Annotated in this window: 9 protein-coding genes and 1 other annotated feature; of the genes, 1 reads left to right on the top strand and 8 read right to left on the bottom strand. The window is 44.2% G+C overall.

Annotated features, from left to right (window positions below):
- Positions 1 to 113: 113 nt before the first annotated feature.
- The 6 genes from FJU10_RS14755 to ezrA form a co-directional block, all read right to left on the bottom strand.
- Positions 114 to 2,759 (bottom strand): valine--tRNA ligase, encoded by a 2,646-nt coding sequence (locus tag FJU10_RS14755; protein WP_140966235.1) that lies wholly within the window; start codon positions 2,757 to 2,759, stop codon positions 114 to 116.
- Between the two features lie 533 nt (positions 2,760 to 3,292).
- Positions 3,293 to 3,527, bottom strand: a binding site (T-box leader).
- Between the two features lie 57 nt (positions 3,528 to 3,584).
- A complete protein-coding gene (tpx, locus tag FJU10_RS14745; protein WP_140966234.1) occupies positions 3,585 to 4,076 on the bottom strand; it encodes a thiol peroxidase in 492 nt (163 codons plus the stop codon).
- A 65-nt stretch (positions 4,077 to 4,141) separates the two neighbouring features.
- Complete coding sequence (locus FJU10_RS14740; protein WP_005237525.1) at positions 4,142 to 4,795, bottom strand: redox-sensing transcriptional repressor Rex; 654 nt, start codon at positions 4,793 to 4,795, stop codon at positions 4,142 to 4,144.
- A gap of 153 nt (positions 4,796 to 4,948) precedes the next feature.
- Positions 4,949 to 6,157, bottom strand: coding sequence for a tRNA uracil 4-sulfurtransferase ThiI (gene thiI / locus FJU10_RS14735; protein WP_140966233.1), 1,209 nt, complete (start codon positions 6,155 to 6,157; stop codon positions 4,949 to 4,951).
- Positions 6,158 to 6,204: 47 nt separating this feature from the next.
- Positions 6,205 to 7,347 carry a cysteine desulfurase family protein gene (locus FJU10_RS14730; RefSeq protein ID WP_140966289.1) on the bottom strand — a complete coding sequence of 381 codons (1,143 nt, stop codon included), beginning with the start codon at positions 7,345 to 7,347 and terminating at the stop codon, positions 6,205 to 6,207.
- Positions 7,348 to 7,533: 186 nt separating this feature from the next.
- Positions 7,534 to 9,255: a septation ring formation regulator EzrA gene (gene ezrA / locus FJU10_RS14725; RefSeq protein WP_016611694.1), complete on the bottom strand. Its 1,722-nt coding sequence runs from the start codon at positions 9,253 to 9,255 to the stop codon at positions 7,534 to 7,536.
- Positions 9,256 to 9,609: 354 nt separating this feature from the next.
- Here ezrA and FJU10_RS14720 point away from each other — a divergent pair, with 354 nt between their 5' ends.
- Complete coding sequence (locus FJU10_RS14720) at positions 9,610 to 10,959, top strand: aspartate kinase (protein ID WP_077454038.1); 1,350 nt, start codon at positions 9,610 to 9,612, stop codon at positions 10,957 to 10,959.
- Between the two features lie 71 nt (positions 10,960 to 11,030).
- On the opposite strand, the gene FJU10_RS14715 is transcribed toward FJU10_RS14720, so the two are convergent.
- Positions 11,031 to 11,561, bottom strand: coding sequence for an HAD family hydrolase (locus FJU10_RS14715; protein WP_140966288.1), 531 nt, complete (start codon positions 11,559 to 11,561; stop codon positions 11,031 to 11,033).
- A gap of 94 nt (positions 11,562 to 11,655) precedes the next feature.
- Positions 11,656 to 12,516 (bottom strand): Cof-type HAD-IIB family hydrolase, encoded by an 861-nt coding sequence (locus tag FJU10_RS14710; protein ID WP_077454040.1) that lies wholly within the window; start codon positions 12,514 to 12,516, stop codon positions 11,656 to 11,658.

Here is a 12,516-nt window from a genome sequence, read left to right as displayed (position 1 = left end):
ACGGCTTTCCCATTTTCTTTCCTTTAAACGAGAAAATCATTCGCCCTGTTTCTATTGATTAAGCAAAAACAAGCATCTTCGAGAGATGCTTGTTTGCGCGTGATGTGCTCATCCTATTGGAACGTGCGTAATTGTTCGATCCGTTCTTGAACGGCTTTTTGTTTTTCAAGATAATCGGCTTCTTTGCTGCGTTCTTGTGCCACGACTTCCTCAGGCGCATTGGCAACGAAGCGTTCGTTCGCCAGTTTGCCTTGTACCCGTTGAACTTCTTGGGTGAACTTCGCTAGTTCTTTCTCCAAACGCGCGATTTCTTCTTCAATGTTGATCAACCCAGCTAGTGGCAAGTAGATCGTCGCACCTGATAGGATGGCTGACATCGCCAATTCAGGGGCTTGCAAGCTGTTAGAGATTTCTAGTTCTTCTGGATTACAGAAGCGTTCGATATAGTTTTTGTTAGCAATCAAGAATTCTTCGATCTCAGGCTCATTTGCTTGGATCAGCAAAGTAATTGGTTTCGAAAGTGGTGTATTTACTTCTGCTCGGATATTTCGAACCGAACGAATCAATTCTTTCAACACTTCCATCCCTTGCGCCGCTTTTTCATCGGTCCATTCAGGTGCCACTTGTGGATACTCAGCAACGACTAATGATTCCCCTGTATGCGGCAGTTTGCTCCATATTTCTTCTGTAACAAATGGCATGATTGGGTGCAACAAGCGTAAAATTTGATCAAGAACATGCACTAAGATGCTCTTATTGACTTGTTTCGCTGCTTCATTGTCACCGTATAAGGTTTCTTTCGACATTTCAATGTACCAGTCACAGAAGTCATCCCAGATAAAGTTGTATAATTGACGACCCGCTTCCCCAAATTCGAAGCGTTCAAAAAGATCAGTGACTTTTTCAATCGTTTCGTTCAAGCGCGTCAATATCCAACGATCCGCCACTGATTTTTCACCAGAAAAATCAATGTCTTCTGCAGTCATTTCACTGACATTCATCAAGACAAAACGGGAAGCATTCCAAATTTTATTGATGAAGTTCCAAGCGGCATCCATTTTTTCATAGCTGAAACGCACGTCTTGTCCCGGTGCAGACCCATTTGATAAGAACCAACGCAATGCATCGGCACCATATTGTTCAATGACTTCCATCGGATCGATTCCGTTTCCAAGAGACTTACTCATTTTGCGACCTTGTTCATCACGGATCAATCCGTGGATCAAGACATTTTCAAATGGTCGTTTGCCAGTAAATTCCAAGCTTTGGAAAATCATACGGCTTACCCAGAAGAAAATGATGTCGTAACCAGTTACTAATGTATTCGTTGGGAAGTAGCGTTGGAAATCTTTATTGTTTTCATCTGGCCAACCCATTGTTGAAAACGGCCATAAAGCAGAACTAAACCATGTATCCAATACGTCTGGATCTTGCTGCCAATTTTCGGCATCTGCTGGCGCTTCAAGACCTACATACATTTCTCCCGTTTCTTTGTGGTACCAAGCTGGGATTTGATGGCCCCACCACAACTGACGAGAGATCACCCAGTCATGGACATTTTCCATCCAACGTAAAAATGTTTGGTTGAAACGTGGCGGATAAAAGTCCACCGCTTCGTCAGTTTCTTGGTTGTCGATGGCTTGTTTTGCTAATGGTTCCATTTTTACGAACCATTGTGTCGACAAACGAGGTTCGACTACTACGCCTGTCCGTTCTGAGTGACCTACGCTATGGACCATTTTTTCGATCTTGATCAGACGACCTAACGCCTCTAAGTCTTTCACGATTTGCTTGCGAGCAGCAAAACGATCCATTCCTGCATAGGTACCTGCTAAGTCATTCATTGTTCCATCATCGTTCATAACATTGACCCTTGGTAGGTCATGGCGGTTACCGACCTCAAAGTCATTCGGGTCATGGGCAGGAGTGATTTTTACGACCCCTGTTCCAAATTCTTGGTCCACGTACTCATCAGCAATGATTGGGATCTCTTTATTGACCAAAGGCAAAATCACTTTTTTACCGATCAATGCTTGATAGCGTTCATCTTCTGGATGAACCGCGACTGCTGTATCCCCCAACATTGTTTCTGGACGAGTCGTTGCGATCTCCACCACACCGCTGCCATCTGCTAATTCGTAAGACATGTGGTAAAAAGCACCTTCGATGTCTTTATGGATCACTTCAATATCAGATAATGCCGTGCGGGCTTGCGGATCCCAGTTGATGATGTACTCGCCACGATAGATCAAGCCTTTTTCATAGAGCGTCACGAAAACTTTACGAACCGCTTCGGATAATCCATCATCTAACGTAAATCGTTCACGGCTATAGTCTAGAGATAAGCCTAGTTTCGCCCATTGTTCCCGAATGTGACCGGCATATTCTTCTTTCCAATCCCATACTTGTTCAACAAATTTTTCCCGACCAAGGTCATAGCGAGAAATTCCTTGTTCCCGCAGCTTTTCTTCTACTTTGGCTTGGGTAGCGATCCCTGCATGGTCCATTCCTGGTAACCATAAGGTGTCATACCCTTGCATCCGTTTTTGACGAATGATGATGTCTTGTAACGTGGTATCCCAGGCATGACCTAAGTGTAATTTTCCTGTTACGTTTGGTGGTGGAATCACGATAGAATAAGGTTTTGCTTCTTTGTTGCCGCTTGGTTTAAAACGGTCATGTTCTAACCAATCTTGGTAACGCCCCGCTTCTACTTCTTGGGGATTGTACTTGGTGGATAGATTCTCAGTTTCTGTCATAGTTGGTCCTCCTAAAGTTACGTTTTTTAAGCGTAATGGTTGGTGTGGTTTTTTTGGTGCCAGTTGCCAAGTAAAGCGTGACAATGTTTGAATCGTTCAGGATGAGTGCGGTGGTAATTATCAGCAGTTTATTGTTGGTAAAAAAATTGCTTACAGAGGTCATGGCTCACTTCGTGAACCATTTTTGGTGACTCCTTGTACTGTTCATCATCTATTCTGTCTTGCTCCGCAAGCCAGTCGCTGTGATTCCTAGTATGGTTACTACGCTCCCTACGGTCGCCTAGTACTGTTCCTCATCTGCTCTGTCCCTCTTTGTGGGCCGATCATAGTGATTCCTAGTATGGTTACTACGCTCCCTTTGGTCGCCTAGTACTATTCATCATCTGCTCTGTCCCTCTTTGTGGGCCAATCATAGTGATTCCTAGTACGGTTACTACGCTCCCTACGGTCGCCTAGTACTGTTCATCATCTGCTCTGTCCCACTTGTGGGCCACTCGCAGTGATTCACAGCAAAAAGCGCCCTAATGCCGAGGCATTAGGGCGCTGATACGCGGTACCACCTAAATTGCAGATTGCTCTGCCACTTTGACGTGAGGTAACGTTCACGACGCGCTTGATCTTACTGTGCGGCTTTGTCTGCAAGAAACAAACCGTGGTTCGGATCAAAGACCTTCAAGCTACCTTTTCAGTGTCTGGGGAAGTCTTGCACCGACCGACTTCTCTCTGACCGCCAGGGTCACTGATACTCCTCTTGAACATTGTCTTGCTATCATAGATTCTTGTTTCATCTTGCTACATTCTACAATGAACTTTTTTGAAAGTCAATCAGAGGTTTGCTTTCGCCGCATCAATGGCTGCTTGATAATCCGGTTCGTGGGAGATCTCAGGCACGATCTCAACGTGTTGAATCACGCCTTCACGGTCCAAAACGAAAATTGCTCGGGCAAAATGACCGAAGTCTGGGATCATGATTTGATAGGACTCACCGAAGGTATTCGCCGGATCATGAAGCATGATCATGTCGACGCCTTCTTGGCCGCACCATTGTGCTTGTTCTTCTTTTGTATTGTTAGAGATCGTTACAAAATTTATATCATCCAATTGACTTGCTTCTTGGTTGAAACGCTTGGTCTGCAACGCACAAACGCGTGTCACGATATCGGGAACAACGCTGATGATCGTTGGTTTTCCTAAAAAATCAGTCAGTGTGTATTCCTTGTCCTCTAAACTTTTCAAGCGAAAATCAGCTGCTTTATCCCCTACTTTTGGTTGGTTGCCGGGCATCTCATAAACCGTTTCTTTGCGTGTAACTTGCATAACATCTCTCCTATAGCATTTTCTCCCAGTATAAGAAAGATTGTCAAAAAACGAAAAGGATTTGCTCAGACTTTCGATTTTTGCGAGTAGGTCGTATCAAAAAAGATCAAGGTTTGCAATTCTGTCGTCAAATCAATGTATTGGATATTGACATCTTTTGGCACGATGACGGGATCAGGGGCAAAATTCAGGATTGCTGTGATCCCAGCATCCACGATCGCATCGATCGCCATTTGCGAATAGCGACTAGGAACAGTCGAAATCGCTACGGTGATCCCTTTTTCTGCTACGACTTCCGCCAATTGGTCCATTCCATAGACATAACGTCCACTAATGGTCTGGCCAATCATTTCTGGATCATTGTCAAAAACCGCGATGACGGAAAGATTTTCATTTCTGCGAAAATTGTTGTTAGCTAACGCTTTTCCTAAATTTCCATAACCAATCAAGGCGATTTTTTTCTCCTCATTGGTTTCTAAAATATAGCTCAAAACCTCGATCAAATAAGGAACATCATAGCCATAGCCACTTCTACCCAATTCTCCTAGATGAGAAAAATCCCGGCGGATCGTGGCTGAAGGAACTTGCGTGATTTCTGCAAACTCTTTTGATTTGATTCGCTGAATACCTGAGGCATCCAGTAATTTTAAGTGTCGTAAATAAGCTGGCAAACGTTTTGCCGTTGCTTTCGGAAGTTTTTTATCTCTTAATGCTTCCATCCTGTCCACCCTCCTTGTTAAATGATTCACATATTGAGTGTAGCATGTTCCATTTTCAATAGCAAGAAAATATTCACAAACTCTCTCACACGATGAAAAACGACCACAAATGTTCCATAACAGTTGTGGTCGTAGTTTAAAAAAGAGAGTTTATTATAAGAATTCAGCGAATTCAGTTGCTGTTTTTTCTTGATTTGCCGTGATTACTTCCAGTTTCAACCCAGCCATCGCCCGTTCCATCATCCCTGCGATATCGAGACGCTCTTCATATTGATGTACTTTATCCAGTCTTGGGCGCGTCTTTGGTTGAGGAGGCGCAAAGATTGTGCAGCAATCCTCAAAGGGCTGAACCGACAATTCAAAGGTATCAATGGCTTCGGCAACTTCAATGATCTCCAATTTGTCCATCGTTGCCACTGGGCGCACGATCGGCGTATTGGTTACTTCATTGATGGCGACCATACTATGCAAAGTTTGTGAAGCCACTTGTCCTAATGATTCACCATTTAAGATGATCAAGCCATGACGAGCCTCACGAATCGCATCTGTCAAACGCAGCATCATCCGACGGGTGATGGTCATCCAATAACCCTGCGGTACGCGGTTTTTGATTTCTTCTTGGATTTCCGTAAACGGAACTTCGATAAATTGGATGCTTCCTACATAAGGCGCAAGCTTCTTCGTTAAATCTTTGGCTTTTTGTAATGCTTGTTCACTCGTATAAGGAGGACTTGCGAAATGGACCGCTTCGATCTCAACGCCGCGTTTCATAGCAAAGTAGCCTGCAACGGGCGAATCGATACCGCCAGAAAGCATCAACATTCCCTTACCGCTGGTGCCAACGGGTAAGCCGGCTGCTCCTTGGATCGTTTCATAGGACAAATAAGCGCCATCGATCCGTATTTCTACCCGCAAATTGATATCTGGTTTTTTCATTTGGACCTTGATATCAGGAAAACGGTCGATCACCGCATTACCTAAGGTCAAATTCAACTGGTTGCTATCTTGCACAAACGAGTGATCACTGCGTTTGGCTGTGATTTTAAAGGTCTCAACGCCCGTATAGATCTCTGCCATGACGTCTTGAACGGCTTTCTTTAATACCTCAATGTCTTTTTCAACCCGAATACTAGGGGAAAAGTTTTGAATACCAAAGACTTTTTGCAGCTTAGGAATGATCTCTTGGCTGTTTTCACCGTTCAATAGCAAGTGCATGCGATCTCGCTCGGCATGAACTTTGACATGGGGATAATCTGCTAAGGTACGTTTGACGTTTGAAGCTAATTGCATAATAAAACTACGACGATTTTTGCCCTTTGTTGACAGTTCGCCGTAACGAACCATGATTTCTGAATAATTCACGAGAAAACTCCTTTGATTTGGATTGATTTTATAGTGGTCTGTCGTGCTTAATTGATTTTCGAAAATTTTTGGTACAACTGGTGGAAGACGATCAGAAACTGCTCGACTTCAGCCATCGTATTACTCTCATCTAAACTGATACGAACAGCGGATGTCGCTAACTGTTCCGGAACGTGCATCGCATGAAGCGTACTGCTGGCCATCTTTTTACGGGAGGAACAAGCACTTGTCGTCGAAAGATAGATCTGCTTTTCTTCAAAGGCATGGACTAAGACTTCTCCTCGGATCCCTTTTAATGAAAAACAAAGTATGTGCGGCGCAAACCCTTCTGTTCCAGAAAAAAGCGTGACTTTCTCGTACCCAGCCAGTGCTTCATGCAAATAGCCTTTTAATAATTGAACATGGTTCGGCTTTTCAGCCTTTTGTTCTGTCGCTAAACGTAGGGCTTTTGCCATAGCAACGATTGCTGGCACATTTTCGGTGCCGCTGCGCTGGTTTTGCTCTTGCCCACCGCCGGTCATCAATGGCGCCAGCTTACGGCCTTGTTTCCAATAGATAAAGCCTGCGCCACGAGGTCCGTGAAATTTATGTGCAGAGAACACGGCAAAATCGACTCGCTCATTGAACCATTGCTCTTGTGGCACCTTTGTGATGGCTTGGACGGCATCTACATGGAAATGGATCGTTGGGTAGTCCGCTAACACGGTTGCGATCTCATGGATCGGTTGAATCGATCCTACCTCATTATTGACCGCCATCACCGAAACCAAAATCGTTTCTTTGCGAATCAACTTTGCTAATTCTGACACGTTGACAAAGCCTTGGGCATCGACAGGCACAACACTGACTTCAAACCCTAACTCGGCTAATTGAGCCGCTGTTTCACTGACGGCAGGGTGTTCAATACTGGAAATAATCAGGTGATTTCCATAGGCTTTTTTCGCTATAGCAGTCCCTTTGATGACCCAGTTGTCTCCCTCAGTTCCCCCACTGGTAAATGCGATCTCTTTGGAAGAAACGTTTAACAGATCGGCGATCTGCTGACGTGATTGCTGCAGCAGGCGATTGGCTTGATTTCCTAAATCATGCAGGCTTGAGGGATTGCCGATGATTCGCTGACTGACTTGGACATATGTATTTAAAGCTTGTGGATAAATAGCGGTTGTTGCACTGTTGTCAAAATAGATCAATGATAGGACCCTTTCTCTAAAAAAATTCTTTCCCATTATAACTGCTCTTGGGCTGAGTTTCAAGGTGACTCGCTGGCTTTGCCCTTATTTAAAGGAAACTTTTCCTTCCTTCGTAAGCGGTACTCATGCAGCGAGCCATTCTTTCCATGAAAAAAGCCAGTCAGTTTTTCACTGCTGGCTTTCGTATTATACTAAGTCGCGGTTATTGAAGTAGAAGTTTTCGATCCGTTTGAAGGCACCTGGTTCTACTCGTTCCAACGCTGTGCCGATTTCATCTAGCGCATCTTGATAGCGATATTCTTTACTGAACAAGTAAAGTGATTTATCGATCGCTGCCTTGATATCTGGATGAGAATGACGATAGCGGTTGGCATATTGCATCATTTGCTCAGTCAATGCCGCAGCATCCACTAAGTCTTTCGTTTGTTCATCTAAAAGATCAAGATCTTCTTCACAGACAGAAACCAATTTATTGATTTCTTGCATGTTGATGCGAATCTTGTTCAATTCTTTGCCTAATTCTTCCACCCGATCTGTTGCCACGAAGAAGAATTCTAAATACTCGCCTGGCAAACCAGGTAAGCGTTGCTTCTCAACAAACCGCTTCAAGTTGCGTAGACGGAATTCGAAGCTTTCCACTTTTTCTTGCGCAACTTTTTCGCCACGACGTAATTCCGCAAGGGAATCATCGATTTCGACTTGCTGGCTTTCCACATCATCCAAAATCTTGTAGGCATCTTTGTAGAAGCTTTGCACTTCTGAATAAGGAATTTCGTGCTTTTCTAATTGTGGTAGGTACTCGTTGTTGCGACGAGCCAATTCGTCGACTTCCGTTTGGAAACCACGGACGCGACCTAATTCATTATGATTCAATGTGTAGCTTTGTGCCGTATGATCCAACTCGATCAACAATTGACGGTTGTTCTTCGTTGCGTGGTCAATATAGTCTTCAATGATTTGGCGATTTTTCATGACATATTTCTTAGCGTTGATCTCACGTTCCATCACTGTATACAAGGCATCGATATCACTTGCAGTATCACGACTTGCCACTTCAACGGAAGCGACTTCTGTTTTCGCTAGATCGTTCATGGAGTTTTCAACTCGTTTTTTCACACGGTTGATTTCTTCTTGGAAGTTTGCTTCTGGGAACACATATTTTTGTTCTAATAATTTTTTGTAGCCATCTTGGATTTCTTTCAACTGATCTGGGAAGGTGCGGTTTAATTCTTCGTAGGCCGCTGGGATCCGTTTCATTAAGTCTTCCACTTCATAGGTGTGTTTTTCCGCTTGGTCTAACACTTCCCGTGCTTCCACAGGATCGCCTGAAGTATTTAAGGTAACAAATTGGGTGAACTCAATTTCAATGTTTTTGATTTGTTTTTGCAGCTCATTGTAGGCAGGACCGAATTCTTCGCCTTGATCCCGTAGCTTCTTCTTCAAGTCTTCGTAAACGTCCAACGCTTTTTGGACTTCTAGTGAATTTCGTTCTTCACTTTCTCGTAATTCTTTCAAGCCGGCGCGAATCTCTTCTACTTGACGTTCCATCTCATCCATGGTCGCTTCGGCTTGGACGATCGCCCCTTTTGCTTTGAAAAAGCGGATGCGTTCGTTTAGTTCTTCCACTTCAAAGATTTGACTCTCAAGTTCAGCAAAAGATTTTGTGGAGATATCTGTCCATTGTTGGTTCCACTCACGGAAGGTATTTTGACTTTGACCAACCAAGTGCATTCTTTTTACTTCATCGACTTCTTCGATCACCGGTAAGTCAAACAGATTTTCTTTGCGTTTTTCCAAGTCATTTAGCTTTTCTTGGTTTTTCTTCCGCATGAAAAAGCCAATTGCATACAAGACCGCTGCGATGATGATGATGGCAATGACAATTCCAAAGATGATATTAGTTCCCATTTTGTGGTTCCTCCAATTTTCAAATATACATGTTTCGTCTAAAACCTGCTGATCAGCAGATTGATAAGTTCATTGAGCATAAAAAGGACAGACAGTCCCTTTATAAAAAAGCATCTACGCTAGATTATAGCATAAAGAAAAAAATCAAGCATTAGATTGAGGCAAAAAAGATCGACTTTTTTCGCATCGAATAAAATCATTCACGGCTTTTCCAGCGATAATGAAAACAAATCGTGAAATTTACATCAACAAGTGACTTTTTTTCTGATTTTTCCGATTTTTTTCAAGAAACCGCTTGATTTCTCCCTATTGAAACTGTACTCTAGTAAAAAGCTTGAACAGGAGTAATGTCAAATGAAAGTAGCGAAATTCGGAGGCAGTTCCCTTGCCTCAGCCGAACAAGTCGAAAAAGTTGTTGCGATAATTGAAAGTGATCCTAAAAGACGGTTTGTCGTTGTTTCAGCGCCTGGTAAGCGTTCCAGTGACGATCAGAAAGTCACCGATCTGTTACTAGCAGTCTGTACCCGCCTGTGTGCTCAAGAAGAAATTACTGATTTAATCGAAGAAATCTATGCCCGCTATACCGCGATCGCCGCCCCTTTTAATATCGAACAGATCCATTTAGATCGCATCTGGCAATCATTGGCGGCTTTTCAAACGCTGCCTACCCAAGACAATCCGCATCTTTATGATACGGTCTTGGCAAGCGGCGAAGACAACAATGCCAAATTGATCGCAGGGATTTTACAAAGTCGTGGGTTAGCTGCTCGCTACATGAATCCACAAGAACTTGGGTTGCTAGTGACGGATGAACCCCAAAACGCCCGTATCTTGAACAAGTCGTACGCCAAGATCGCACAATGGCGCGATAGTTCTGAAATCTTAGTGATTCCTGGCTTCTTTGGTTACACAGAAGCCGGCGAGATTTGTACCTTCTCTCGAGGGGGATCAGATATTTCTGGTGCCATCGTGGCGGCTGGCCTGCAAGTAGAATTGTACGAAAACTTTACCGATGTCGATGGGATTTTTTCTGCTCATCCAGGCTACGTTCATCATCCAGAGTCCATCAAAGAAGTGACTTACCGAGAAATGCGGGAGCTGTCTTATGCCGGCTTTACTGTGTTGCACGATGAGGCGTTGATGCCTTCATACCATGCAAAAATTCCCGTGGTGATCAAAAACACCAATAACCCAAGTCATCCCGGTACCTTGATCACCAACCAAAGAGACAACTTGGATCAGCCGGTGATCGGCGTTGCCAGTGACGAAGGCTTTTGTATGATCTATATCCGCAAATACTTGATGAACCGCGAAGTTGGTTTCACGCTACGAGTCTTAGAGATTTTTCGTGATTTTGATTTAAATTATGAACACATGCCTTCAGGAATCGATGATATCTCGATCATTATGCGCTCCAACCAGTTGAATCCAGTATTGGAAGAAGAACTGCTACGCAAGATCGCCTACGAGATCGATCCCGATGAACTGCGAATGACCCACGATCTCTCCATGGTCGTCGTCGTTGGTGAAGGAATGCGTCAAAGAGTCGGAATCACTGCCGACAGTACCGCTGCCCTTGCGCGGAAAAATATCAACTTAGAGATGATCAACCAAGGGTCCTCTGAGGTCAGCATCATGTTCGGCATCCACAAAGAACAAGAAAAAGCCGCTGTCAGAACCCTTTACTACACTTTCTTTGATTAAACCAAACGTGCCAGTTGCACCACTCCTTTTGCTGATAAGCAATCGGAACGGGCAACTGGCACGTTTGGTTTTTATTCTGACGATTCTTGGGCTTGCGCTTGTTTTTGCGCCAATTGGCGTTTGATTTCTGCCTTGATTCGCGGTTCAGGAGCATACCGTTCTTCCCAATCGCTCGGCTTCATGACTTTGTGGGTCTCAGGATCATAATGGGGCTGCCCATCTGGGAAAAGTTTTCCCATGTTGGCTTCATGAACGATAGCCAGGATCGGCGCTGGATCGACCCCTAACAGTGAAAAAGAGCCATAGGTAAAATACAGCAGATCACAGAGCGCATCGACTTGTTCTACTAGAGAATCACTGACAGGCTGTTGTTTGGCAGCCAGCTTGGCTTGGGCTTGATCGATCGCTTGATGCAAATGCTCCAGACCTGATTGGAAGGTCTCTTCGTCATTGTTGCTGGCAGCATAAAGGAACTCAACTAATTCTTCAATTTTAAAACCAGCACGAAACTGGGCTTTTTCCGCTGAAAAAGCTTGTGGATATGGCGGTCGCGTTGGATCAAAGGTTTTATGAAACTCTTCCGTCATTTCAAATGGACTCATTTTACTCGCTTCTTTCTGCTTTTTCTCATGGTTCTGTTTCATGGTTCTGCGCTGTCTCCTATGTTACTTCATGGATTGGCTACTTGCTTAATTTTTATTCCCTTGCTTGGGCATCCTCGGCAATGATGCCAAAATGGATCAAGGCTTTCTTGATGCCGTCATGATCGTTGGTATCCGTCACAAAGTCGGCACTGGCTTTAGTGATGGGCTGGGCATTGCCCATCGCCACCCCGATCCCCACGCCTTCTAACATCTCCACATCATTAAAATGATCCCCAAAGGCCATCGCTTCTTCCATCGCGATCCCTTCATAGGCCAAAAACTCTTTGATGCCTTTGATTTTTGAACCGTTTTTCGGCACGATGTCAACAGAATAGGCATTGGATCGCTTAAAATCACATTGCGGCAGCTTGGAGCGTAATTTTTCGCGCTCTGATTCAGGGCTCAGCATAATGCACTGATAGATGGGCTCTCGTAAAATGTCCAATGATTCATAACGTTTGGCGTTGCGATTGGGACTGAAGCGCTGCAAAACTTTCTTTAAAAAACCGACGGGAAATTTTTTGGGCACATAGCGCAAGTAGCGCTGCATGACGGGTGATTGGCTTAAACGGATCGTCAAGCTACCAGCCACTTGGGTTTCTCCGCCAAACATGACTTGACGGTAATTTTCATCGGCGTAGTCTACGATCGCTTCCAATGTTTGTTTTGGAAATGGTTTGGCATAAATCAAGTTTTCCTTCGTGTAGACATATTGGCCGTTATAGGTGATAAACATGTCTAACGACAAGTAATCGATCACCTTCTCTAAATCAACCGGACCACGTCCGGTGGCAATGCCGCAGAGGACGCCATTGGCTTGGGCTTGTTTGATGGCTTCACGGGTACTGGCAAGCGCCTTGCCGTTGCTGGCGATCAGTGTGCCATCAATATCAAAAAAGATTGCTTTTATCAT

The sequence above is a fragment of the Enterococcus sp. OL5 genome (assembly GCF_006491895.1).
GTDB classification, from domain to species: Bacteria; Bacillota; Bacilli; order Lactobacillales; family Enterococcaceae; genus Enterococcus_D; species Enterococcus_D innesii.
The sequence above is the reverse complement of the archived record's forward strand: the minus strand, read 5'-3'. Positions and strand labels throughout refer to the sequence as shown.